The 24,876-nt window shown below is 59.0% G+C and carries 18 protein-coding genes; 10 read left to right on the forward strand and 8 right to left on the reverse strand.

The features are described 5' to 3' along the window. Position 1: 1 nt before the first annotated feature. Positions 2 to 1,825 carry a glutamine--fructose-6-phosphate transaminase (isomerizing) gene (gene glmS, locus AC04SG_RS28565; protein ID WP_488553779.1) on the reverse strand — a complete coding sequence of 608 codons (1,824 nt, stop codon included), beginning with the start codon at positions 1,823 to 1,825 and terminating at the stop codon, positions 2 to 4. 329 nt (positions 1,826 to 2,154) lie between these two features. Here glmS and AC04SG_RS28570 point away from each other — a divergent pair, with 329 nt between their 5' ends. Beyond that, a complete protein-coding gene (locus AC04SG_RS28570; RefSeq protein ID WP_488553780.1) occupies positions 2,155 to 2,523 on the forward strand; it encodes a hypothetical protein in 369 nt (122 codons plus the stop codon). A gap of 1,540 nt (positions 2,524 to 4,063) precedes the next feature. Here the strand turns inward: AC04SG_RS28570 and AC04SG_RS28575 are convergent. Beyond that, positions 4,064 to 4,246: a hypothetical protein gene (locus AC04SG_RS28575; protein WP_477351236.1), complete on the reverse strand. Its 183-nt coding sequence runs from the start codon at positions 4,244 to 4,246 to the stop codon at positions 4,064 to 4,066. 1,476 nt (positions 4,247 to 5,722) lie between these two features. On the opposite strand from AC04SG_RS28575, the gene AC04SG_RS28580 reads away from it, so the two are divergent. From AC04SG_RS28580 to AC04SG_RS28620, 9 genes are all read left to right on the forward strand, one after another. Further along, positions 5,723 to 6,100 carry a hypothetical protein gene (locus tag AC04SG_RS28580; protein WP_488553781.1) on the forward strand — a complete coding sequence of 126 codons (378 nt, stop codon included), beginning with the start codon at positions 5,723 to 5,725 and terminating at the stop codon, positions 6,098 to 6,100. Positions 6,101 to 6,585: 485 nt separating this feature from the next. Next, positions 6,586 to 9,324: an AMP-binding protein gene (locus AC04SG_RS28585; RefSeq protein ID WP_488553782.1), complete on the forward strand. Its 2,739-nt coding sequence runs from the start codon at positions 6,586 to 6,588 to the stop codon at positions 9,322 to 9,324. Further along, positions 9,321 to 10,304: an NAD(+) synthase gene (nadE, locus tag AC04SG_RS28590; protein ID WP_352586394.1), complete on the forward strand. Its 984-nt coding sequence runs from the start codon at positions 9,321 to 9,323 to the stop codon at positions 10,302 to 10,304. Before AC04SG_RS28585 ends, nadE begins: the two co-directional genes overlap by 4 nt. A gap of 4 nt (positions 10,305 to 10,308) precedes the next feature. Then, positions 10,309 to 12,327: an asparagine synthase (glutamine-hydrolyzing) gene (gene asnB, locus AC04SG_RS28595; RefSeq protein WP_488553783.1), complete on the forward strand. Its 2,019-nt coding sequence runs from the start codon at positions 10,309 to 10,311 to the stop codon at positions 12,325 to 12,327. Beyond that, the gene (locus tag AC04SG_RS28600) at positions 12,324 to 13,877 is read left to right on the forward strand and encodes a class I adenylate-forming enzyme family protein (protein ID WP_488553784.1); all 1,554 of its coding nucleotides are present in this window, start codon (positions 12,324 to 12,326) and stop codon (positions 13,875 to 13,877) included. The genes asnB and AC04SG_RS28600 overlap by 4 nt, the downstream gene beginning before the upstream one ends. Positions 13,878 to 13,935: 58 nt before the next feature. After that, positions 13,936 to 14,202, forward strand: a complete 267-nt coding sequence (locus tag AC04SG_RS28605; RefSeq protein ID WP_112559405.1) for an acyl carrier protein — start codon at positions 13,936 to 13,938, stop codon at positions 14,200 to 14,202. 46 nt (positions 14,203 to 14,248) lie between these two features. After that, complete coding sequence (locus AC04SG_RS28610) at positions 14,249 to 14,941, forward strand: N5-glutamine methyltransferase family protein (RefSeq protein ID WP_436261148.1); 693 nt, start codon at positions 14,249 to 14,251, stop codon at positions 14,939 to 14,941. 335 nt (positions 14,942 to 15,276) lie between these two features. Further along, the gene (locus AC04SG_RS28615) at positions 15,277 to 16,983 is read left to right on the forward strand and encodes a type I secretion system permease/ATPase (protein WP_488553804.1); all 1,707 of its coding nucleotides are present in this window, start codon (positions 15,277 to 15,279) and stop codon (positions 16,981 to 16,983) included. A gap of 11 nt (positions 16,984 to 16,994) precedes the next feature. Further along, on the forward strand, positions 16,995 to 18,347 hold the full coding sequence (locus AC04SG_RS28620; RefSeq protein ID WP_488553785.1) for an HlyD family type I secretion periplasmic adaptor subunit: 1,353 nt from the start codon (positions 16,995 to 16,997) through the stop codon (positions 18,345 to 18,347). 36 nt (positions 18,348 to 18,383) lie between these two features. Here AC04SG_RS28620 and AC04SG_RS28625 read toward each other — a convergent pair whose 3' ends face one another. From AC04SG_RS28625 to AC04SG_RS28650, 6 genes are read right to left on the reverse strand one after another with little or no spacing between them, the layout of a single operon-like run. Next, positions 18,384 to 19,646, reverse strand: a complete 1,263-nt coding sequence (locus AC04SG_RS28625) for a polysaccharide biosynthesis/export family protein (RefSeq protein ID WP_488553786.1) — start codon at positions 19,644 to 19,646, stop codon at positions 18,384 to 18,386. A gap of 14 nt (positions 19,647 to 19,660) precedes the next feature. Then, positions 19,661 to 20,911 (reverse strand): hypothetical protein, encoded by a 1,251-nt coding sequence (locus tag AC04SG_RS28630; protein WP_488553787.1) that lies wholly within the window; start codon positions 20,909 to 20,911, stop codon positions 19,661 to 19,663. Continuing rightward, positions 20,908 to 21,912, reverse strand: a complete 1,005-nt coding sequence (locus AC04SG_RS28635) for an SDR family NAD(P)-dependent oxidoreductase (RefSeq protein ID WP_436261152.1) — start codon at positions 21,910 to 21,912, stop codon at positions 20,908 to 20,910. The genes AC04SG_RS28630 and AC04SG_RS28635 overlap by 4 nt, the downstream gene beginning before the upstream one ends. A gap of 18 nt (positions 21,913 to 21,930) precedes the next feature. Then, a complete protein-coding gene (locus AC04SG_RS28640; RefSeq protein ID WP_488553788.1) occupies positions 21,931 to 22,635 on the reverse strand; it encodes a sugar transferase in 705 nt (234 codons plus the stop codon). Continuing rightward, positions 22,632 to 23,768, reverse strand: coding sequence for a DegT/DnrJ/EryC1/StrS aminotransferase family protein (locus AC04SG_RS28645; RefSeq protein WP_112559398.1), 1,137 nt, complete (start codon positions 23,766 to 23,768; stop codon positions 22,632 to 22,634). Before AC04SG_RS28645 ends, AC04SG_RS28640 begins: the two co-directional genes overlap by 4 nt. Before the next feature lie 49 nt (positions 23,769 to 23,817). Continuing rightward, a complete protein-coding gene (locus tag AC04SG_RS28650; protein WP_488553789.1) occupies positions 23,818 to 24,540 on the reverse strand; it encodes a nucleotidyltransferase family protein in 723 nt (240 codons plus the stop codon). Positions 24,541 to 24,876 lie beyond the last annotated feature (336 nt).

A 24,876-nucleotide genomic window follows, 5' to 3' on the forward strand; every position in this document is an offset into this window, starting at 1 on the left:
CCTACTCCACCGTCACCGATTTCGCCAGATTGCGCGGCTGGTCGACGTCGGTGCCCATGAAGACGGCGGCGTAATAGGCCAGCATCTGGATCGGCAGCGCATAGATGATTGGCGAGATGATTTCCGGCACGTCGGGCAGGATGATGGTCTCCATCGTCTTGACGCTGACCTGCGCCGCGCCCTTGGCATCGGTGATCAGGATGATCTTGCCGCCGCGCGCCGCCACTTCCTGCATGTTCGACACGGTCTTCTCGAAGATGCGGTCATGCGGGGCAATGACGATGACCGGCATGTTCTCGTCGATCAGCGCGATCGGGCCGTGCTTCAGCTCGCCGGCGGCGTAGCCTTCGGCGTGGATGTAGGAGATTTCCTTGAGCTTCAGCGCGCCTTCCATGGCCAGCGGGAAATTGGTGTCGCGACCGAGATAGAGCACGTCCTTGTAGCGCGAGATTTCACGCGCAATGCGCTCGATCTGCTCTTCGAGCTTCAGCACCTGGTTGGCGTAGCGCGGCGCTTCCGAAAGCGCGCGCACCAGCGTCTTTTCCTCGTCCTTCGAGATCGTGCCGCGGGCCACGCCGGCGCGCACCGCCAGCGACGCCAGCACCGAAAGCTGGCAGGTGAAAGCCTTGGTCGAGGCGACGCCGATCTCCGGCCCGGCCAGCGTCGGCAGCACGACATCGGATTCGCGCGCCATGGTCGATTCGCGCACATTGACGACGGCGCCGATCTTCATGCCGGCCTTGCGGCAGTAGCGCAGCGAGGCAAGCGTGTCGGCGGTCTCGCCCGACTGCGAGATGAAGAAGGCGGCATCATCAGCCGACAGCGGCATTTCGCGGTAGCGGAATTCCGAGGCGACATCGATGTCGACCGGCAGCCGCGCATAGCGCTCGAACCAGTATTTGCTGATCAGGCCGGCGAGATAGGCGGTGCCGCAGGCCGAGATCGCCAGCCGGCCGATCTTGGCGAAATCGAAGGGCAGCTCCAGCGGCTTCGACACGCCGGAGACGAAATCGACATAATGCGCCAGCGTGTGCGAGATCACTTCCGGCTGCTCATGGATTTCCTTCTCCATGAAATGGCGGCGGTTGCCCTTGTCGACCATGAAGGAGGTCGACAGCGACTGCTGGCGCTTGCGGTCGACCTTTTTGCCGTCGATGTCGAAGATGGTGACGCCCTCGCGGCGCACCACCGCCCAGTCGCCGTCTTCGAGATAGGTGATCGAATTGGTGAACGGGGCGAGCGCGATGGCGTCGGAGCCCAAAAACATCTCGCCGTCGCCATGGCCGACGGCCAGAGGCGGGCCGTTGCGGGCGCCAACGATGAGGTCCTCGTCGCCCGTGAACATGATGGCCAGCGCAAAGGCGCCTTCCAGCCGCTTCAGCGCCTGGTGCGCGGCCTCGACCGGCTTCAGCCCTTTGGCCAGTTCCCGCGCCACCAGATGCGCCACGACCTCGGTGTCGGTCTGCGACGAGAAGACGTAGCCGTCGCGGATCAGTTCGTCGCGCAACTCGGCGAAATTCTCGATGATGCCGTTGTGGACGATGGCGACGCCGTCGGAAAAATGCGGATGCGCGTTGGTCTCGTTGGGCACGCCGTGCGTTGCCCAGCGCGTGTGACCGATGCCGATCGTGCCGTCGAGCGGCTCGTCCTTCAGCCGCCGTTCGAGGTTGATCAGCTTGCCTTCGGCGCGGCGGCGCCCGAGCGCGCCTTTCTCGACGGTGGCGACGCCGGCCGAGTCATAGCCGCGATATTCCAGCCGTTTCAAAGCATCGACGATGAGCGGCGCAACCTGGTGCTGGCCGACAATCCCGACGATGCCGCACATGGCCTGCTCCTATTGTCAGCGAACCCTGGCCGAGTTGCTGCAACAGATACATTACCTCTGCTTGATCGCCAGCTGATCGTTCAATCGAAGGAGCAGATTAAGGTTAATCTGACGCCGAACAACGGCGCACCTGTGAAGGGAATAGTGATCTGCTACGGCTATCGGCTCAGAATGTGGCGTATGATCAGCCCTGGGTGGCGACCGCGAGCCTCTTGGCCCTATGGTGCGGAAAAAGGACCGAGCATCTCTTCAGAGGCTGCGTTGCCTGGTTGAGAGAAGGGCCTATGTGATTTAAGGGGCACAGTCGTAGTCCGGTGCAAAGGCAGCAGATGACACAAACTCTTACCGGTGACGGTCGCACAGTGGGCGCCGTGATGCTCATTCAAGGATTGCTAGCGCAAATGATCGCACGGCATCCTGAACGCGACCTCATTCTCTCGGAGGTGCAGCACCTCGTGAATGAGATGAGATCGCAGGCATCCGATCCCTTTTCGGAAGGAACGTCTGACCAGTTCGTGTTTCTTACCGAGGTTGCCGAGGGCATGGCAGACACACTGGCAACTATCACCGCAACTGCCCAAGCACTCGTGGTGCCGTCGGCACCTGAAACGGAAGACCAGGCAGGCGAACGAAAGCCGCGAAAGAAATCGCCTCCGAAAAGAGCCCGCCAGCCGGTGCCAGCTGACAGTCTTAAATAGCCTGAGAGGGTCCGGCGTGGAATGATCCGAGAGACCGGTTGGTTACGGACAAGCCGTGTCTCGAACCGGGCCGGGGGTGCGTGAACCCGCGCCTCTGGGGACCGCTGGCGCGGGCTTGCGATTTGGATTTCCCAATCATCAAGGACGGATATCGGGGGAGAATCCGTATCCGAAATCCGGAAACTTTGACTCAGTTTGCGTCGTTCCTATCGAGATGGAGGGTTCACATGCTGAACTTAAGTTGGCTTGGCGTGCTGATAATTTCGTATGCCGCAATCGTTGGCACGAATCGATTCCTGTTCCAAATAACGCCCGATCGAACGGCCACGCCCGATCGAACGAAAGGATCCCTTCAAGCGTTCGAAATTCTCGCCGTGCTAGGTAACGTGATTTTGCTCTTCGGATTTTTCTCAGCGCAAGGGCTATAGCGAGCACGCGGATTTTGGTGTGACAGGCCATCGATCTGAGGTCGTAGGCCGCCAGGAAGCAGCCCATCCAATCGATGCGCCACCTCAGTGCATCCAATGTTTCTTCTTTCACACGCCAACCGGCCGCCTCTCGCATCGAGAAAAGACTACCAAGCCCGGCCTGGCCAACCCGAAGACAGAGCGTTCGGGCCAGCGCAGATCCACTCGGGTTTTGGCCTGAACGATCCTTCGTTTAAATGCTTCGCTGAGATCAGGAGCAGCGCAAACATCTTGGTCAGCCGGGGTGCTTGCTGCCCTCCGGTGAGGCCCGGTGCGCTTACTGTCTCCCCCGACATGAGAGCGCCGGGCCGCTGCAGATCACCGCTGCTGTCAAAGATCGGGCATGTTCTGGTTGTACCTGAGAACTTCCAGTGCGCCGCGCACTGCTTGGTCGAGTCCAGGCGACAGCGATCATTTGGACGCCAGCTTCGAACCGGCTGTCGACCGATGCGCGGCTTCCGAACCGAAATCGCAGCTTGGGGCAAGCCCAGTCGATGCCAGCCTTTCCAATAAGAGGAAGGAGGACTCACGAACTGGTTTGCCTGCGCCCTTCCTTTGCTGCCCTGTACTCGCCTTCCCAAGGTAAGCTTTCAAAGTCCGGCCTATACCCACGTTCGCGATAGTGAGCCGCGTCAACGTAGCTGGCTTTCTTGTCTTCCATCACACACGCGCATGGAGGATTTCCCGGACACCTGTAAAGGCCTGTTACTGTCATGGATGTTGCTTCCTTGTACTAATTGGCCTCGGTGCCCAAAAATTATCCTGACCTGTCCAGCTAGAGCGGTGTTTGTGCCCGGCCGCCACTAATGCGCCGACAGCAATCCAACGCTAGAGACCGAGAATTTGGAACTCCCGCTTGAACTATCGACATTCCGGTGAGCCATTTCATCGTTCGAAGACATGAAAGCAAAGCGCCGTGCGGAGCGACAATTGACAGGTCCGGCGGACCGCCTGGTTTTGTATTGGCGGCTTGATCGCCAGTTTTGCCGGGCCGCGCATCCGTTTCGTATTGCACCGGCGTCAGGTCCGATGGATGGCTGGCCGCGGACGCTCTGCCGAGCATATCGCCATTCTCAGCCAACTTCGCGGTCGCGACTTTCGAGCGCCTCAAGCATGGTCGTGAACAGGCTACCCACCTCCTCTGAAATCTCTTCGGGTGGAATTCCCGCCTGTCTTGCATCTGTGGTTGCTCGTTCCGCAAGGCCTCGCGCCAAATTTGGATCAGATGACGAATGGTGCGGAAGATTGTCGTCCATCCATCTCTGCAGAAAGTTCAAGCCCCGCACGCTCACTGCGAAACCGTTCTTGGTCGTAGGCTTTGTGGTCTCAATATCGGCAATCGAACCTCCTCAGGTCACTTCAGCTGCGCGTGATTACTCACCTTCACAGCGGACTATCCAGGTTGCATTTGTCGGCAGACACAATCAAGACGGTTAAGTTTTCCACTACTATAATTTGTTTGCCCCAGTTTTGTTCCTACCCAATTTCAAGCGCCGCCCCTATGGTCCGCCCATGGAACGACGACACACCATCCGAAGAGGCGCGGACAAATTGTGGGAAGTCTACGACGTAGACGACCAGAACGTTGTCCATATAGACGGGGTTCCCCTGGCCCATTTGCAAGACGACGAAGCCTTGGATGCCTTGGAGTTGCTGGAAGGCGGGTTCCTGGTTCCCAGTGACTTACCCATGACTGGCTGAAGCCGTTTTTGCCGATCGTTAGCTACCGCCAAACGCAAAAGCTCACCTGCCGTAGCGATTGCCGAAGATAGCGAAGCACCGCCGTCCTGAATTCCGTCGCTCACGTAATTCGTTCGCATGTTTCGCTCGCATTTCCCCCGGATGCATAAATTGGTCAGCCGGCGCCCCAATGCCCGCCGGTTAGGCCCAGCGGCCAACCGCTGCCCAGTCCCTACGCGAGCCGCTGGGCCCCCTGCAAATGCAGGACAGTCGTGGCTCCCCTCGAAGAAGATAGCGCAGGGTACATGTTGGAGTAAGTGAAGGTCTCCACATTGTGATGGTTTCAAGATCACCAGCACTGCGGACTCGGATTAAACAGCCGCGGCATCCGGCACGACCTCAGGTTTTATTATAACCAACAAAGACGTCTCTGACACATTTGCGATCTTTGAATGCACCAGCACACAGGAACGTACGGGCGGGGAGATCGTGCAATGGTCGGTGTTAGGGATACGCTAAAATCTGAGGCTGAACGGATCTCGATCGACAAGCACACAAGGGCTGACGAACTGCGTCGCGAACTAACCCTGCATGACGAAGCCAGGGCAAAACTGAGAGCCGATCTCGACAACAACGCCGCTGCAGGTTCGCGCGTATACACCTACAAGCCCATTGTTGAGGGGGTGGCTCAATGTCCACGCTGTTGGATACTCCATGGAAGACAAGAGCCCATGTTGGATCAAGGCAGCATCGAGGAAGGCAGTTCGCTCAAGTGCCGAGCGTGTGGGTTGCAGGTGTCCTCGGGATCGTGAAATCTCTGACCGGCGCCGGCAGACAGCAATCGGTTCCCAGGTGCAGGGCCATGGTTTGCGAGAAGCGCCTGGTGGAATCGAACCTGTTCACCGCTCATTGTGAATTTGACCAACGCAGGGATCGTCATTCATTTGGCCGATGCGTCGGCACGCTGGAGGACGGAAGCTGAAAATTGCTGCCGCCAGTTAACGCTGCGCCATCGATGGCTGCAGCAATCTCGGATCAAGGATTAATGCCGATTGTTGCGCGTAGACTCTTATCCGATCGTGGCAAGGACGGCCTTTCCGTTTACTTTGGTGGGTGTTCTCTTGCTCGCGCTGTTGCCTGAGCGACTCCTCGAGATTCTCGACATGGCCTTCACGTCCAATCATGACAAGCTCAACCATGCTGCCGCCTTCGCGGTTTTGGCGGCCCTTGGCAGCCTCGGCTGGCCCGAGCAAAAAACAAAGCTGGTTGTTCTTCTGCTTCTTATAGGTGCCGCGATCGAGATTCTTCAGGGCACGCAATTGATAGCGCGCGACAGGGATGTATTCGACTGGCTTGCCGACGGCGCGGGTATGATCTGCGGCCTGGTCGTCGCGGGCTTGATAACGAGGCTGGCTGGCGCACTGCGATAAGTGTGTGGTGGATGCCGGGTTCGCTCAGGGGTAGCAAAGCGGGCCACACGTCGCCAACAATTCTCAAGACTTCGCGTTTGAGATGTGTCCCGAATTGCCTACACGATGGGCGATAGACGGTGTTGCTCGCGCGAGAGCGTTTCACCGTTTCACGGAAACGGCGAAACGTCCTATCTTTTTGTTTTTACGCAATTTCCGGACGGAAAACCGCACACACTTTTCCTGGAATTGCTCAACCGAAGGCTTGAGGTGCCGGCTGCACTGGCCATCGACCGTGTTGACGACAATCTCGTCTAGCTCGATCGGCTGGTTGGACCGCATCGATTACGCCTGGCGTCTGATCACTAGCCGCAACGGAGGCGCCCGGCCAGCCCAGCGAACACACCCCAAATGCGCCGCGAGTATTTCTCAGCATCATCAGAATGATCGATGAAAAGATTTAGACGGGCGGCGATAAGTGACCTTAATTTCAGCGTGAGCCAGCCATGTCACCAGCCAATTTCGGACCTGAAAGGGTAATTGAGGATCCAGAGTCGGGTTTTCAACCAGCGGCCTCCGATACATGGTCGAACGTGCCAGAATATGCGCTTGATCAGGGCGGTCCCGTTCTGCGCCCTTATCGCCGGATGGGCACGGACTTTGCCGATACTGCCGTCTTCGATCATCTGCGAAGCATCGCCGGGCAGTATCCCGAAAAGCTCGCAGTCAGCGACGGAACCAATCGCTTTACCTACTCGGAACTTCTTTCGGCCGTTGAGGCCCTGTCTAGCCAAATCGCCACCATTGTTCCCGATGGACAGGCAGTCGGGATCCTTCAAGCAAACTCGGCCTTCTACCCGTTGGCAATGCTGGCAAGTATGGCTGCCGGGCGACCTTCGGTACCACTGAACACCAGGGATCCCGACTCCAGAATCAATGCAATCGTGGCTGCGGCGCGGCTATCGGCTGTCATAGGCGATGGCGACATACGCCCGACGGGTCTGCCGCAAGCTGTCCGTTGGATCGATGTCGTGCCCCGCGCTATACCGAAAATCGATCGGATACCCCAGTCCTTTTCCGTCTCCGTCGATTCGCCGGCAATCGTGCTCTATACCTCGGGTAGCACCGGGCGCCCCAAAGGCATTGTCAACAGTCAGCGCAGTCTTCTGTGGCGTGTTCAGCAATATGTCGACGCATGCCACATCGACTCAACCGACGTCTTCTTGCCCCTGACGGGGCCAGCCACGATCGCCGGATGCCGGGAGGTGCTCGCTGCCCTTCTCACAGGGGCCACTCTTCATCTTGTCGAGGTCGAAGCGATAGGCTTGCGCGCCCTTCTGGGCCGGATCCAGTCCGAAGGCGTGACGGTCACTTATTTGGTGCCGGCGCTGCTGCGCGCACTCTTGGCAAATAGGTCAGAGGATGCCTTCCGCACACTAAGGGTCGCTCGAATTGGGGGCGAGAAGGTTTCGTGGGCCGATATTGCGCTGCTGCGCCAAGCGGTCTCGAGCGACTGCCTCGTCCAGATCGGTTACTCATCAACCGAGACCACTGGCTCACAATGGTTTTTGCCGAACGACTGGCCAGAGCAAGGCGCGTCGGTGCCGGTGGGCTGGCTCCTTCCAGGAATTACATTTGCGATTGTCGATGACGAGGGACGGCGCGTCCCGCCGGGCACGACCGGAGAGCTCGTAATAAGAAGCCCATATGTGTTGCTTGGCCATTGGGAAAACGGCGCAGTCGTGCCTGTGGCTTCGGATCCAAACAATCCCACCCTCCGCATCTTTGAAACGGGTGACCTCGTCCAGTTGGACAAGCATGGCCTGCTCCAGGTCGTCGGCCGCAAGGGACGCCAGATAAAGATCAATGGCCGACGCGTCGAACCGGCAGAGCTGGAACAGGTATTGCGCAGCGTGCCCTCTGTCCAGGACGCCGTGACTATTGTGACGGCGGCTACCGAACTCGTCGCTTTCGCAGTACCTCGTGGCCCGGCCAGTTCCAACTTTTCCGACGACCTTCGCCAGCTTGTCAGAATGACTCTGCCCCCACCTTTATGTCCCTTGAGGTTGCATGCGCTGACCGAAATTCCACGCATGCCGAACGGAAAGGTCGACATAGCGAGGCTTGCCGCGTTGGACAGCGCAAGCATCAGGACAGCCCCGACTCCGCAGGTCTCGAATGCCGGACGCGAGCAGAATGTCCATCAGGTGGTGCAGCGGGCCTGGACCAAAATTCTCAATACCCGCGTCGCCGCCGGGCGTTGGGATGATGCAGGCGGCGATTCGCTGAAGCTGTTGCACTGCGTCATGGAAATCGAGGGTGTCATTGGACAGGAACTCGACCTCGAAGCCTTCACCGTCGGGATGACCTTCGACGAGATGGCAAAGGCGGTTGCCACGGCAAAGGCGGGCAACCAGCAAGCCAATGCGCGCAAGGACCACGTTCCAATTCTTTTTCTGCTCCCTGGGTCGGTTGGCTACGGCCCGAGCCTTGCCGCCTTCGCGTCCTCTATGGGCAAGACGGCGCGAGTAGTTCCGGTCCGATATCCTGCCCTGGCGATGATATTGCAGGGCGAAAATACTGTCGGCGCCATGGCTGACGCCGCACTCGCTCAAATAAACCGCGCCCAGCCTGCAGGTAACGTACGACTCCTCGGCCATTCACTCGGCGGCGTTGTTGCTTTTGAAGTCGCTTCGCGGCTGCTGGCTGTCGGACGAACCGTGAAATTTTTGGGCATCCTTGACACGAGCCTTCTCGGCGAACGGAGCACCTATCGGGAGACAATTATCCGCACATACCATCGAATCCGAACCAATCGCATCACGGCCTACCGGATGGCTTGCCGTGCTCTCGCAAAGGTCACGGTCAGGATGGGCTACGAGGCGCAAGTCGCTCGCATGCTCGACCGGTATGCGCAGGATAAGTTCAACGCGACAAGCTTCAGGGCCAAACTGGAACTTCAGGAAGTTTTGAGAGCCCGAGCCTTCTGGCAGTGGCTGCAGATGCCAAAGCCGACACTGCCGATCACGGGCACCCTATTCCGTTGCGCTCGGCCAGGAATGCCTCGAGCCATTGGCTGGGACAGTGCTTTCGCAGACCTGGATGTGATCCCGATCGTCGGCAGCCATATCGATATGGTCTCAGAACCTCATGTCGCCTCGAACCGCCCGCTCATCGAGGCGGCCGTGGCGCGGACTTATCTGCCAGAAGAGTTTCGCCAGGGGGAGGACAGGTCATCGACGTGATCTCAGGATTCGGCAAGGATACTCTGGTGCTCGATCCTCGTGCGGAGGTCGATCGCATCATTGAAATCTTGCGCCAGCAGGTCTTCGGCACCCTCCGGCGCCGAGGGGTGGTTGTCGGACTCTCCGGCGGGATCGACAGCTCCGTCGTCGCGGCCCTTAGCGTTCGCGCGTTCGGGAAAGACAAGGTCCTCGGCATATTCATGCCGGAGCTCCATTCCTCAGGGGACTCGCTAAGGCTTGGCCGCACGGTGGCAGCGCAACTCGGCATAGACTCGATCCTTGAAGACATCACGCCGGCCTTGGAGGGGATCGGCGCCTATTCCCGCCAGGTCGACGCAATCAGGACCGTCGTTCCGGCCTATGGCGACGGCTGGAAATGCAAGCTGGTGATGGCATCCGTCCTTGAGAGCAACGGCCTCAACATAACACGCCTCACGGTCGAAGACCCCGAGGGCAATATCGACACCGTTCGCTTGTCGCCAGCAGCCTATCTGCAGATCGTCGCCGCCACCAACTACAAGCAGCGGGTGCGCAAGATGACGGAGTACTATCACGCGGACCGTCTCAACTTCGCGGTGGCGGGTACGCCAAATCGGCTGGAACATGACCAGGGCTTCTTCGTCAAACAGGGCGACGGCATTGCCGACGTGTTGCCGATCGTTCACCTCTACAAAACGCAAGTCTATCAACTGGCGGAATACCTTGGGATAGACCCGGAGGTTCGCAGCAGACCGCCGACCACGGACACTTTCTCCATGGCGCAGAGTCAGGAGGAATTCTATTTCGCACTGCCTTACCACCTGACGGACTTGTGCCTCTACGGCGTGAACCACGGCATTTCCGCCGCCGAGGTCGCCACGGTTGCCGGCCTCACCGAAGACCAGGTCCAGAAAGTCTTCAAGGACATCGAAAGCAAGCGGCGCGCAGCGCGTTACCTTCACGCCAGACCTCTGCCGGTCACTGCAATGGACGAGGGCTGACCGGATGTGCGGCATCGCCGGAATCGTGGCGCTGAGTGCTGCTGCGGCACCCCCGTCGCGTGAGGCGCTGCTGCGCATGGCAGGCTCGCTCGCTCACCGCGGCCCGGATGAACGTGGCCTCTACCGCGACAAACGCGCGGGCCTGGCCCATGCCCGCCTGTCGATCGTCGACCTGTCGAGCGGTCAGCAGCCGCTCGCCGACGCCAGCGGTACAACGTGGATCGTCTTCAACGGCGAGATTTTCAACTATGTCGCGCTCAGGGAAAAGCTGGTCGCACTCGGCCATCGCTTCCGCACCCGCAGCGACACCGAGGTGGTCATCCACGCCTATCGCGCGTGGGGCGAGGCCGCCTTCGAGCGCATGAATGGACAATGGGCGGTCGCGATCTGGGATTCGCTGGCCGGTCGTCTGGTTTTGTCGCGTGATCGTTTCGGCATCTGCCCTCTGCATTTTTGCGAGCATGCTGGTCGCCTTTATTTCGCCAGCGAAGTGAAAGCCATTTTTGCGGCTGAAGCGGCTGTGCCGAGAGCCTTCGATCCAGCCGGCATCGACCAGACTTTCACGCTCTGGACGGTGGTTCCGCCGCAAGGCGTATTCCAGGGGGTCAGCGAACTCAAGCCAGGGCATGTCCGCATCTACGAGAACGGCACTGTCCGCGAGCGGGCCTTCTGGAAACCTTGCTATCCCGACGCTTCCGGCTCGCATCATGAATTTGCCGGCTCGCTCGATGATGCAGTCGACAAGGTGCGTAGCGCACTGCAGTCCGCGACGTCGCTCAGGATTGAGCAGGCAGATGTGCCGGTCGGCTGTTACCTTTCCGGCGGACTCGACAGCTCTCTTGTCGCCATGCTGGGAAGAGGCATCGCAGGAAACCGCTTCCAGACCTTCTCGCTGCGTTTTGACGACGCCGAATATGACGAGACCCGTTACCAGCGGCTGGTCGCTGGCGCGACGGGCAGCGAGCACCACGAGGTGGTGGTTTCGCGCAGCGACATTGCCGATATCTTTCCGGAGGTGATCTACCACACCGAGCGCCCAATCCTCAGGACGGCGCCGGCGCCCCTGCTCCTGCTCTCGAGGCTGGTGCGCAAGCATGGCATCAAGGTCGTGCTGACGGGCGAAGGGGCCGACGAAATGTTCGCTGGCTACGATCTGTTCAGGGAAGGCAAGGTGCGCCGTTTCTGGGGACGCCAGCCAGAGTCGACGCGACGCGCGCGGCTGCTGGAGCGGCTCTATCCGTATCTCACCCGTTCGCCGGTCCATCAGCAAGCGATGGCTCGGCAGTTTTTCGGGCGCGATATCCAGGCCTATGATGGGCCAGGCTTTGCGCATGATACGCGCTGGCGCACCACCAGCGCCGTCAAGCGATTATTCTCGACCGATATGCGGGCCGAGACAGAACAGCGCAATACGGTGTCTGAGCTTCTGGCCCGTTTGCCCGCGGAATTTTCGGGTTGGGCGCCGCTGGCACAAGACCAGTATCTCGAGGTCCAAACGCTGATGTCGGGCTACCTGCTTTCGTCGCAAGGGGACAGGATGCTGATGGCGAACTCCATCGAGGGGCGGTTCCCGTTCCTGGACGATGACGTTGTAGAACTCGCGAATTCGCTTCCGGCCGAATACAAGCTGCGCGTCCTGGACGAAAAGCATGTGCTGAAGCGGGTGGCGAAACCCATTCTGCCGCCCGAAGTCGTGGCCCGCAAGAAGCAACCGTACCGGGCACCGAATGCTCTATGCTTCATCGCCGACAATGCCCCGGCCTATGTCCGTGAAGCGCTTTCGGAGACGGCGGTGCGCGAGGCAAACGTCTTCGATCCGAAGTCGGTCGCGCGCCTGCTCGGTAAGTGTCAGGCCAGAACCATCGACGGGGATTTGTCCAATTCCGACAATATGGCGCTGGTCGGCGTGCTGTCGACCCAACTCCTTCACCAGCAGTTTATCGCCACTCGTCCTGGCACCACGCGAAAGATTGAGCTCATCATCGATGTTGACCACGAGCATCGGGAAGAGGTGTTGGCATGATGCATGGCGCGATACCGCTGTTGCACGACTATCTAAGCCACTCCGCCGCCCGGCTCGGCGACAAGGTGGCGTTGGTCTGCGGAAGGCAACGTCTGACCTATGGCGAGATCGAGGCACGCGCCAACGCTGTCGCACAACATCTGGCAGACGCCGGGGTGATACGCGGCGATCGTGTGATGATCTTTGCCGACAACACCGTCGAGACCGTCGTCAGTTTCTGGGCGGTGCTAAAGGCGAATGCCGTGGTGTGTATCGTCAACCCGCTCACCAAAAGCGACAAGCTTGATTACCTGCTCAACGATTGCCTGCCGACGGCGCTGATAACGGACAAGCACCTGCATTCGGTCTTCAGCGAGCCCGCGCGCAAATGCCCGTCGCTACGCCGGGTTATCGTCTCCGGGTCCATCGATGACGGCGAGTTGATGCAGTTGCCCAATGCGGTGCGTTGGGACGTTGCCGTCGCCGGCCACGGCGCGGCGCCGGTGCGACGCTGCATTGACATCGATCTGGCGGCCATCATCTACACATCGGGGTCGACCGGCGAGCCTAAGGGCGTGATGTTGACGCACAGGAACATGATGACGGCGTGTACATCGATCGCCTCATACCTTGAGCTCGGCGAGGACGAAGTGATCCTCAATGTCCTGCCGCTGGCCTTCGATTACGGACTGTACCAGATGCTCATGGCGTTTCGCACCGGCGCCCGGCTGGTGCTCGAGCGCTCATTTGCGTTCCCGGCGCAGATCCTTGAACTGATCAAGCAAGAGCGGGTCACTGGGTTCCCCGGCGTGCCCACTATCTTCGCTGCCCTGTCGGAGCTCAAATCGCTGAAAGACCAGGATTTTTCGAGCATCCGCTACGTCACCAACACGGCGGCAGCTCTCCCGCTCAAGCACATTCTGATGCTTCAGGAGCTGTTTTCGAGCGCGCGCATCTATTCCATGTATGGCCTCACCGAATGCAAGCGCTGCACTTATCTGCCGCCGGAGGATCTCGAGCGAAAGCCGTTGAGTGTCGGGATCGCCATTCCGAACACGGAAATGTGGATCGTCGACGAGGACGATCGACGGGTCGGCCCCGGCGTCGTTGGCCAACTCGTCATCCGCGGCGCGACGGTGATGAAAGGCTATTGGGGCAAGCCGGAGGCGACCGCCAGAAAGCTCAGACCCGGCCCTCTGCCGGGCGAGCAGGTCCTGTACACCGGCGACTACTGCCGGATTGATGCGGAGGGCTACCTCTACTTCGTGAGCCGTGGCGACGAGATCATCAAATCCCGAGGCGAGAAGGTCGCGCCGAAGGAGGTGGAGAACGTGTTGATGGATATTCCGGGGGTCCGGGAAGCCGCAGTCATCGGCGTTCCTGACGACCTTCTCGGGCAGGCGGTGAAGGCGTTTGTCGTCATGGAGCAAGGAAGAACCATCGGCGAAAAACAACTGCAGAAAGAGTGCCAGAAACGACTGGAAAATTTCATGGTCCCGAAGTCGATCGTTGTTGTAGCCAGCTTGCCAATGACGGACACGGGAAAACTGAAGAAAACGGCTCTGTCATGAGCTGATTTGTGTGGGAATTTGACCTGGCTTTATGTTGTAGAACTGGAGGGATAATTCGATGTTGGCTAGTAAGGACAGAATAGAAATCTACAGGGAGCAAATTCGCGGTTTCCTGGCGTCGAATTTCTACGTGGCCGATGCCGAGGCCCTGGAGAGCGAGACGTCTCTGCTCGACCAAGGCATCGTCGATTCGACGGGAGTGCTTGAGGTCATCGGCTTCATCGAGGAAACGTTCGGAATCATCGTCGAGGACAGCGAACTGCTGCCTGAGAACCTCGATTCCATTCAGGGGATTGCGCAGTACGTCATCCGAAAAACGAACTGATTATCAAAGTTTTATGCAACGGCAACATCGGGAAGGTGGGTTTGTCGTGAGCCACGAAATCAGTGTCGCGGACGCCTACAGCAAAGGCCGCACCATCTTCATGGGGCTGGAACTGCTCGTCGCACCCGGGGCACTCGTGCCCCGACCGGAGACGGAGTTGCTGGGTACGGCCGCTCTCACTGCCTTGCGTCAGCTGAACATGGCGGCGCCCCGCATTGTCGACATGTGCTGCGGCGCCGGCAATCTGGCGTGTGCCATCGCGCACCATGCTCCCGCTTCTCGCATCTGGGCGAGCGACCTAACTGATGGATGTGTCGAGGCCGCGCGCCGCAACATCACCCATCATGGGCTGGCAGACCGCGTGTCTGTGCTTCAGGGCGACTTGTTCGAGGCCTTTTCGGGCCTGGAGCTTGACGGCACGGTCGACATGATCGTCTGCAATCCGCCTTACATTTCGGAAAAGCGGCTCGAGGGCGACCGCGCACACCTGACGGACCTGGAGCCGCGTGAGGCGTTTGCGGCTGGTCCTTATGGCCTGAGCATCCACATGCGCGTGATCAAGGACGCTCCACGTTATCTGCGTCCCGCTGGTATCCTGCTCTTCGAAGTCGGTCTTGGCCAGGATCGACAAGTCATGGGTCTGCTCGAACGCTCCAAGGCCTACGAGAAGATTCACGCGGTCGTGAATGAGGACGGAGAGGGCCGAGTGGTCGTCGGTCACATGAAGAAAGAGGCCTGAACCAGACTTTCGATCGGATTCACTCATTGTCGCGATCCGACAGACTTTAACCATGCGAATTGGCGACGTGACCGGCCTGGGCAGGCATTCGCCTTCCCAGGCCGGTTATCCCCAGCTTGGCAGGCCAATTAGCGATATTACGGCCCAGCGTCACGATTTTGCTGCATTGCTCAATTTTGTCGAACGTTAGCTGGGCGTAATGTTTCGGGAGTGGGCGGGGCAACGAGAGGCAAGAGTTTGTCCAACACCTGCGGAAGCTATGACACCATGCGACATTCTGGCGTGCGAGATCGCATGTCGTGAGGGAACAGCGCGCGCAAGATTTACGCTCAGCCATGTTGGGCTGTGGGCCTGGGCTGGTTGGTATTGGCCTCTTTTCGGCAGTGATAAACGTTCTGGCACTGACCGGCTCCGTCTATATGCTGCAGGTCTATGACCGTGTGCTTCCCTCGCAGAGCGTTCCGACACTCATCGGATTCACGATCGGCATGCTGGGCCTTTATGCCATTTACGGGCTGCTCGATTTCGTACGGCTTCGCCTGTTGGTTCGCATAGGCAATCGACTCTACCGAAACCTGCAGCAAAAAGCCTTCACCATTTCACTGTCACTGCCCCTTCTTGCCGGGCAGGACGGCAACCGGGTGCAGCCGCTTCGCGATCTGGACCAACTGCGCGGCTTTCTTTCCGGCTTGGGGCCGACGGTTGTCTTCGACGCCCCATGGCTACCGTTTTATATGGTGGTCATTTATCTGTTGCACCCTTCCCTTGGGCTGCTGGCAACCGCCGGCGCCGCTGCTGTCGTGATTTTGACGGTGGCGGCGGAAATCATAGGCCGCAGACCCGCCGCTCGTGCATCTGAAACACTGATCGCGCAGCGCGTTCTTGCAGATTCCGGCCGCCGCAATGCAGAGGTCGTTCAAGCGATGGGTCTCTCCGCCCGGCTCGGCCGGCGGTGGAGTGGGGTCAGCCATGCGTATCTCAAGAACCAGGAACGGCTGTCCGATATTGTGGGCGCAACAGGATCGCTGTCGAAAACACTCAGAATGGCCTTGCAATCAGGTGTACTCGGATTGGGCGCCTACCTGGTGATCGGGGGCGAGGCCTCGCCAGGCGTGATTATCGCGTCTTCCATATTGCTAGGCCGCTCACTGGCGCCGGTCGATGTGGCGATTGCAAACTGGAGAGGGTTTCTGGCTGCCCGCCGAAGCTATAGCGACCTGGCGGCTGCGCTGGATGCTTTCGGCAGCCAAAAGGCCCCTATGGAGCTGCCACGGCCGCAAGCACAGCTCTCCGTTGAGGAATTGACGATAGCGCCACCAAGCGCACAGAAGCCGACCGTTCTCAATGTAAGCTTCCGCTTGTCGAGTGGCGCCGGGATGGCGGTTGTCGGCCCGAGCGGATCCGGGAAGACAACGCTCGTTCGCGGTTTGGTCGGGGTGTGGAAGCCCCTTCGAGGAACGGTCCGACTGGATGGGGCGGCGCTCGATCAGTGGGATTCCGAACTGCTCGGCGCTCATATCGGCTACCTGCCACAGGACGTCGAACTGTTTGACGGATCAGTTGCCGACAACATTTCCAGGTTCGGAGGCGGGAGCGACCCTAAAGGTGTCATGGCAGCCGCCCGGGCAGCAGGGGTGGACAAGATGATCATGCGTTTGCCGGAAGGCTTTCAAACACGCATCGGAGAAGGAGGAGCGGCCCTTTCGGCTGGCCAGAGGCAGTTGATCGGGCTCGCAAGGGCATTGTATGGCGATCCGTTTCTTGTCGTTCTCGACGAACCAAATTCCAATCTGGATGTGGACGGCGACGCGGCTTTGGCAGGAGCGATCATGGCGGTACGCCAGCGCGGGGGCATCGTGATCGTCGTTGCGCATCGCCCCTCTGCCCTCGTCAACATCGATCAAGTACTCGTCATGTCCAACGGCATGGTCCACTCTTTTGGCTCGCGTGATGATGTCCTGGCAAATGTGATCCGCCCCTTCCCAAATCCGGAGAGGCCAACAGTCGTTCCGTTGCAGAAAAGTGCAGGCGGTCATGCTTGAGGAATTGCCCCGTGTCTGACGCGACCCTTTCCACATATGCTGCCGGCGCGAGCCAATGGATCGGGACGGATCTAACCGAACAGCCGGATGGCATTCGAGCCAACCTGTTTCTGGGCTTGGCGACCACGCTCCTTTTGATTGTCGGCGGAGGACTTTGGCTGGGGTTGACCAAGATTGCCGGTGCCGTCATTGCGCCGGCAACGGTGGTCGTCGAAACCAACATAAAGAAAGTCCAGCATCGAACCGGCGGCACCATCGGCGGCATCTTCGCCCAGGATGGGGACCATGTGCGTGCCGGCGACGTGTTGGTCAGGCTCGACGACACGTTGACACGGTCAAACCTGCAGATCGTCAGTGAAGATCTTGACCGCGCCACCATCCGCCTGGCGCGGTTGGAAGCCGAGCGACAGGGTTTGCCGGAAATGCAGGTTCCACCCAGCCTTGGGGTGCGAATGGGCAACCCGCAGGTGGCGGCACTTGTCAATGGCGAGCGGGCTGTATTCGAAAGCCGTGCCGCGGCATTGGCCGGCCAGAAAGCGCAGTTGAAAAGCCGTTCACTGCAACTGGGGCACCAGATCGACGGCCTCAAGGCTCAGCAGGCTGCGACGGAGAACTCTCTGGACCTGTTGGCTCACAGCCTGGCCGACGTCCAATCGCTTTACGCCAAGAAGCTGGTGTCCAAAGAGCGACTGAGCAATGTCAGCCTGGAAGAAAGCCGAACCCGCGGCGAGTCCGGACGACTTGTCGCAGCAATCGCCGAGGTGCAGGCTCACATCAGTGAAACTGACCTGCAGGTGCTTCAACTCGACGAGCAGATGCGCAGCGACGTGACAAGTGAACTCCGCGAAACGGAGGCGAAGCGCACCGAGCTCGAAGAGCGCAAGATAGTGGCGGACGACGAACTCGCCAGGACCGATATCCGGTCCCCGCAAACGGGGACCATACAGGAATCCTCGATACACACGGTCGGAGGCGTTATTGGCGCTGGGGAAGTGCTCATGATGGTTGTGCCCGATACTGACAATCTCGTCGTGGATGCTCTCATTCCTCCAACCCGCATGGATGATGTTCACCCAGGACAGCGGGTTTCAATCCGCTTTCCTTCTTTTGACGTCGGAACGACCCCCGTTTGCGAAGGCTCCGTCAAGCGCATCTCTGCCGACCTGATCAAGGATCAGCAACGTCAGCTTTCGTACTTCTCGGCGCGCATCAACGTGGACAATGAGGCGACCTGCCTGACGGGAGAGAAAATACTCAAACCAGGCATGCCGGCCGAGGTCCACATAAGCACCGATGAGCGCAACGTCTGGTCATATTTGCTGAAGCCTCTTACGGACCAGTTCTCCAGAGCCTTCAAACAATAAGGCATTCCCTCAACCTGGCTGTCGCCCGGGTGAGGGCTATTGGACTGCCACATTTTCGAGACCGCTGCTGAACCGCACCTCGATCGTATCTCCCGGTGTCACCTCGGTGTCTTCTTCGGCAGGTTGTTTGCGCCATTCTTCGCCGACCTTACGCACGATCGTGATCTGAGCCCGAATTGTTTCGCCAGCAACTGGCAGCGGCATGGCGGATGCACCAGTGGGCTGCAACTTCTGGCTGGCGGCGCGAAGCCTGGCGGTGGTGTCGGCAAGTCGCACGTCGGTATCTTTGAGCTCGGTCAGCAAGCCGATCCTGCGCACATTGTCATTGCGCTCGCGCTGTCTGCGATAGTCCTCCTGCTGGCGCCGCGCCCTCATGAGTTCGACCGATGTTTGAAGGACCCCGTTGGAAGACAGAAGCACGGAGCGCCGGACGTCAGCGAGCCTGTTGCTGGTCAGATTGCCCGCCTGGAACAATTTCGTCACCCGCGCCAGATCCTCTTCATCGGCCTTGACCCCATCGCTCTCGACCTGCTCGCGCTTTGTCAGAACGTCGATCTGTGTAGCCGCATCCTTCGCACCCTGATCAACATAGCTTTGTTCCTGCTGGAAGTTGTCGAGGGAAAGCTTCAGTCCTTCCGCCTCGGCTTTGGCGATCGCCGAACTGAAAGCTGCAGACAAGGGCGAGCCTTGGGGCGGCTGCATGTCGAAAGTCGCCTGATCCTGGAGTTCGGCGCGAAGACGGGCACTGTGGAAGTAGTCTCGCGTGTATTCCCCCCACAGCGACTCATATTCGCGTTGCAGGTCTACCGGGTCGGGACCAGCCTGGTTCGTCCGCGAGCGCAAAAGGCTGACACCACCAGACACCGCCACGGCCTGCCTTACCGTCATCAACGGTCGATACGCTTGCTGGCCCGGAGTGAGTACGTCACCAGTCACATAGATCGGACGATATTCCGCGACTATGGCCGTCACATCGCCTGGCTTGATGACGATCATCTGCTCTCGCCCATCGGGCAATCGCTGGTGAAATATCTTGGTAGGCAGGATCGCTTCCATGCGAGCCTGCAATTCCGCCGGCGTCAGGCCGCCAACTGACACCATACCGACTTCGGGAAGCGCAATGGTACCGTCTATCTGGATTACGGCACGCTGGGTCCGTTCAGGAATGGAGGAAATTCCGATCTCGACGATGTCGCCGGGAGAAAGCTTGTAGGCAGCTCGCACGTCCGCGGCGCCAGCCATATCGATGGCGCCCAGCATACCGAGCGCTACAAGAAAGGTTCTACTCATGAACGCCATGGTCACAATCTCCACTAGTTGGATGTCGGCTCTTCCGGCCAATCGACTCGGGTGACGAAGTCATAGACAGGCCCGCCGGGCACGCCCCAGTTGCTGGCCCAGATCACCTGCGAACCGTCAGGGGACGGCGAGGCGTGGCTTTCGCTTCGGTAGTCAAAATCAATATTTCGCGTTTGCGCTATGCGCCGAACCTCTCCGCTGCCATCGAGGCGTAGCGCGATCACCTCTCGTGCATAGGGGGCCATTTCAGGACGGCTCGAGACCTCATCAGGATAGCCGCCATAGCTCAGGAACACCCAGCCTGGCTTGTCCAAGGCGCGCAGCGAAGCATGCATTGCCTCGCCATACTTCATAAGGGAAGTCACCTTGCCGTCAGACAGCCGGCGCTTGATCACCTGAAACTTGTCTGGATCGGATTTGCTGATGCCGACGTAGATTTCGCTTCCATCGTCATCGACAGTCATATCGCCATGGCCGGGCCGATGATGTTGTGTCCATCTCTGGCCCGGGGTGCCGTCGACAGAGAAAATAAAGGCCTGTTCGGTGATGCCGTCTGCCACTTCCTGAATGCAAATGATGTTGTTGCCGAGCGGCGAAATCGAACAGTTGTCATTGACGCCAGGAAGTTGCCCAAGCGTGATATCGACGAACTTTTGCCGCAGCTTGAGATCGTATGCAAAGACAACTTCGGCGCCGTCCTTGCGAACCGCACGCACTGCGATACGGTTGCCGTCACGGCTTGGGTTGCCTTTGCCCGGTCCGAAGTGCAGATCGTGATAATCTTTTGAAGCAAACAGCACGTCCTCGCGATTGGTCCGCGGTGCCCAGGTCGATATTTTCTGGCCCTGAACGCAGATCATCAGCGCCGCGTCTCGAGGGTGCCATTCACATTCAGCCGATCGATTGCGCATGAAGATGGGAGCATAGGTGTGCCCGTCAAAGAAGCACATGCCGTTACAGCCGTTGGTAATCACAAGGAGGCTCTGATCCGAATTCCAGGCCTGGGCGCTTGAATAACGGTGGCTGCAATAATCATGTCCACAGGCGACGCCGTTGCCAAGCTGCCCTGGCTTGGTGATGCGGGTGAAGCTTGCGCCAACTACCGGATCGATGGCTGGGCGCAGGTAGTCGGGCAAGTCCATCGCTGGCGTCGCAACGAACAACGTCGACGTGCTGCTCCCCTGACCTCCGGCGACATGCAGATCAAAGAATGCGACAGCGGCAAACAAGAACAATACCAAAGGATGCCGGCCACGAAAGGTCATGTCATGTAGCTCATCTCGCGGCGCACCCGGCCTTCGCTAAGGCGGGCGCGCCACCATTCGATGGTTCGCTCCAGGCCGTCGCGCAGACTGGTCCGCGCTCGCCACCCAGTTTGGCTTTCGAACTGCGAAGAATCGGCGAGCAGTGCACGGACCTCGGAATTCTGCGGCCGCAGGCGGCCTTCGTCTCGATGGACAGGCTTTTTTGAGCCGCTCAACTCGAGCACCAGCTTCAGAACATCTGCAACCGTCGCGGCGCGTTGGCTTCCGGCATTGTACGCATGGCCGAATTCGAGATCAGCCACGCCGGCAGTCAGGAATGCGGCCGCGGTGTCTTCCACAAAAGTGAGGTCACGGATCGGGCTTGTGTCGCCGACCATGATCGCTGAACATTTGTTGTCGAGCGCCTGCCGGATGATGGTCGGCACGATAGCTCGTTCGCTCTGCCGTGGACCATAGGTGTTGAATGGCCGCATCGTCACGACGGGAACGTCAAACGACCTGGCGTAGGCTTCCGCCATCATATCGGCGCCAATCTTGGAAGCCGAATACGGTGACTGCCCCTGCAGCGGGTGCGATTCCTTGATAGGCATGGTTAACGCTGTGCCATAAACTTCGCTTGTCGAGGTGTGAACCACGCGCTCCGTCTCCCATTGGCGCGCAGCTTCCAGAACATTCACCGTACCCAGGATGTTGGTCTCCACATAGGATTGCGCAGCCGCGTATGAGTAGGGAATCGCGATCAGTGCAGCCAAATGGAACACCACGGCTTGGCCACGCACGATCCTGTTAAGGAATGCGCTGTCGCGCACATCGCCCCGGACAAGCTTCAGCTGGCTTCGAATGTTGTCCGGCAAATCGTCGAGCCAGCCGTGGCTGTCGAATGAATTGTAAAGGGCCAGCGCCGTGACATCGGCTCCGTCGCGAACCAGTGCTTCGGTGAGATGCGACCCGATAAATCCATCGGCGCCGGTGATGAGAACTTTTTTGCCCTTATAGCCCATGACTGATTGTCCTCTTTCCTATGTCACACGCTGGTCTTGCAGGTCATCAGAGCGCCCATTCGGCAGCGGCGGGACCCGGCCAAGAATTGCCAGAAAACCGCGTGCCATCCAGACAATGTCGGATGCAAGCGTGCGTCGGGGGTAATAGGACAGGTCGATCATGGCCTTGGCGGGAAACAGCACCTCCCGGTAGTACAGCAGCGGATCCATCGACTGAGGATAAAAACTGGCCTCGTTCCGGAAAAGAACCTGTGATGGACCGAGCAAGCCGGGCTTGTATCCCAGAACGGCCTCCGAGCCGCTATGGAAGCAATCCACGAAGGCGAGGCTTTCCGGTCGCGGCCCAACAATTGCCATCTCGCCCCTGAGGACATTCCACAGTTGCGGCAACTCGTCGAACTTTGTCGCGGCGAGGATCCGGCCTATTCTCGTCATGCGAGTGTCCCCGGCGACAGTCAGCGCGAGACCGTGAGGATCGCATCGCACATCGAACTTGCGAAACTTGTACATGCGAAAGGGCCGACCTCCTGCGCCGATGCGTGTCTGCGCAAAAAAAACTGGACGGCCGCCTTCGACTAGAAGAGCAATTGCAATCAGCAGCATCAGTGGTGCGAATAGGATGACAGCAGCACTGGCTACCGCTATGTCGATCGAGCGTCTCGCAAGCCCATGGGCCGAGCTTGGCACGAAACGCCGATGAAGGGATCGGTCCGTTGCATTCATGCGGCTGTTCCTGCCTGAGCGCCGCTGTTCACCGCCGCTGCCAGAGCTTCCACAACCGCTTCGACGACGGGCGATGTAATTTGGGGGTGAAGTGGAATTGTCAGCTCACGTTGAGCAAAGTCGTCTGTGCGCGGCAAGTGGGTCCCCGGGGAGAGCTCGCGGTAGAGCGTCATCTGGTGCACGGGCGGATAGTGAATGGTGGTCTGGATCCCTTGCGTGCGCAATTCGTCGATGACGTCTTGCCTGTTGGCATAGCGCGGCAGAAGGATCGGCATGATGTGGTATGCGGACTTGCGCGGTTCGCTGAACGGAACTGTCACCGCCGGGCAGTGTTTTGCAATGAGCCGCCGATAAAGTACGACCAGGATGCGCCTGATCTCATTCCATTCCTGCAGGTTTTGCAGCTGCACGAGTCCAATTGCTGCCCGCATCTCGTCCATGCGGTAATTGAAGCCGAGCATGGTCACGTCGTATTGGGGCGTTCGGCTGTTCAGCCGCTGGTGTGTTCCGGTGGTCATCCCGTGCCCGCGGGCCTGGCGAATCCGTTCGCGCAGTTCGGGATCTTTGGCAATGACAACCCCGCCTTCGGCGGTTGTCATGTTCTTGTTGCCATAGAAGCTGAAGGCGGCAGCGACGCCAAACGTCCCTACCTCCTTCAAGCCAGGAGCATGCGCGGCGTCTTCGATGATGTGCAATCCGCGGGCCCGGGCAAATCTCTGCCATTGTTCCCGATTGGCGAGGTACCCTGCAAAGTGAACGAGAATTATTGCCTTGGTGCGCGGTGTGCAGCGGGCCTCCGCTTCCGCAAGCGACATCAACGGCACGTCGGCCGATTCGATATCGACGAAGACGGGAGTGGCGCCGACATAGAGCACCGAATTCGCGGTTGCCACGAAAGTGAGCGAGGGAACCAGAACCTCGTCACCAGGGCCGATACCAAGTCCGTGCAAAATGAGATGAAGTGCTGCTGTGCAGGAACTGACCGCCACACAGTCCTCTGCGCCATGCATGCTGGCAAAGGCCTGTTCAAAGGCTCGCACCTGCTCTCCCATGGTCAGCCAGCCACTATCGATGACTTTTGATAGAGCTGCCTTCTCCGGGACACCCAAAATTGGGGCACTGACCAAGAGCATAATGTCCTCCTAGACTATTATTGGTGATTTGAACTCGTGACGTGATTTGTCAGGCCGCTGCCGCGGCAACCTCGATCGAAGCCGATTGCTCTTCCCAGGAAATGGCTTGGGCGTTTTGGAAGTCGTCCACGCGACCAATATCGAGCCACAGGCCTTCGTGCTTGTAGGTGTGGACGACCGTGCCTTGCTGCATCATCTGCAGCATCAAATCGTCGAATCCGAATGCAATACCCGACGGAATGAATTTCAGAACATCGGGGTTCATGCAGTAGATCCCCATGCTCACGAGATGAGAAAGCGTCGGCTTCTCGCGAAACATCTGGACTGCATTGTCGACTTCGTCGATGACGCCAAAGTCCATCTTGATCAGGCGGTTGGCGGTAGCGATCGTTACCGGATCCTTGTGCTTGCGATGTGCCGCAATGAATCGGCTGAGGCTGAGATCGGTCAGAACATCGCCGTTGAGCACAATAAAGGGTTCACTCAGTTCATCCCTGATCAGCGAGAGTGGCCCGATGGTGCCGAGCGGCTCCATTTCTTGAGTGTATCGTATCTTCAGGTTCCATTGCGAACCATCGCCGCATACGCTGCGGATAAGATGGCCGAGATATCCGGTTGTGATATAGACGTCTTCAATGCCATTGCGCCGCAGCCACTTCAAAAGCAGCTCAAGCACGGGGCGAGCACCAATCGGCATGAGGGGCTTCGGCAGGACCGATGTGAAGGGGCGAAGGCGCGTTCCCATCCCACCGCATTGAATAACCGCTTTCATCCGATCCTCCTGATTTATTACCAAGTCGATGGTGGTGTCCGGGAAGGCGCGTTTGGGTCTTTTCAAACGTGAAGATCGGTTGAAATTCTTGCCGACCCCCGCGCGTCAATCCGAGCATCATAGGAGGAACGGTAAGTGACCGTTGGCTGGATGTCGTCGTGCAATCGAATGGTAGTGATCCAACACTTCTGGTGTTCAATAGCCGTGCTGAAGGTAGGTTGGTCGGTCAGGCTGAGGCCTGCCCCGAACGGCGGCGAGCCATCAATGTCTGCCAAGAGATATTCAAACGTCCGTGACTTCCCAGGCCCCAAAACCAAGGATTTTTGCGACTGCTGG

Source organism: Mesorhizobium sp. CNPSo 4684 (assembly GCF_057784315.1).

Excerpts from the sequence above, each read along its gene's own strand:
- AC04SG_RS28605 (WP_112559405.1), top strand. The coding sequence starts at position 13,936 with ATGTTGGCTAGTAAGGACAGAATAGAAATCTACAGGGAGCAAATTCGC.
- AC04SG_RS28650 (WP_488553789.1), bottom strand. The coding sequence starts at position 24,540 with ATGAAAGCGGTTATTCAATGCGGTGGGATGGGAACGCGCCTTCGCCCC.
- glmS (WP_488553779.1), bottom strand. The coding sequence starts at position 1,825 with ATGTGCGGCATCGTCGGGATTGTCGGCCAGCACCAGGTTGCGCCGCTC.
- AC04SG_RS28630 (WP_488553787.1), bottom strand. The coding sequence starts at position 20,911 with ATGACCTTTCGTGGCCGGCATCCTTTGGTATTGTTCTTGTTTGCCGCT.
- AC04SG_RS28575 (WP_477351236.1), bottom strand. The coding sequence starts at position 4,246 with ATGGACGACAATCTTCCGCACCATTCGTCATCTGATCCAAATTTGGCG.
- AC04SG_RS28640 (WP_488553788.1), bottom strand. The coding sequence starts at position 22,635 with ATGAATGCAACGGACCGATCCCTTCATCGGCGTTTCGTGCCAAGCTCG.
- AC04SG_RS28615 (WP_488553804.1), top strand. The coding sequence starts at position 15,277 with ATGTTGGGCTGTGGGCCTGGGCTGGTTGGTATTGGCCTCTTTTCGGCA.
- AC04SG_RS28625 (WP_488553786.1), bottom strand. The coding sequence starts at position 19,646 with ATGGCGTTCATGAGTAGAACCTTTCTTGTAGCGCTCGGTATGCTGGGC.
- AC04SG_RS28570 (WP_488553780.1), top strand. The coding sequence starts at position 2,155 with ATGACACAAACTCTTACCGGTGACGGTCGCACAGTGGGCGCCGTGATG.
- AC04SG_RS28585 (WP_488553782.1), top strand. The coding sequence starts at position 6,586 with ATGTCACCAGCCAATTTCGGACCTGAAAGGGTAATTGAGGATCCAGAG.
- asnB (WP_488553783.1), top strand. The coding sequence starts at position 10,309 with ATGTGCGGCATCGCCGGAATCGTGGCGCTGAGTGCTGCTGCGGCACCC.
- AC04SG_RS28635 (WP_436261152.1), bottom strand. The coding sequence starts at position 21,912 with ATGGGCTATAAGGGCAAAAAAGTTCTCATCACCGGCGCCGATGGATTT.
- AC04SG_RS28645 (WP_112559398.1), bottom strand. The coding sequence starts at position 23,768 with ATGCTCTTGGTCAGTGCCCCAATTTTGGGTGTCCCGGAGAAGGCAGCT.
- AC04SG_RS28600 (WP_488553784.1), top strand. The coding sequence starts at position 12,324 with ATGATGCATGGCGCGATACCGCTGTTGCACGACTATCTAAGCCACTCC.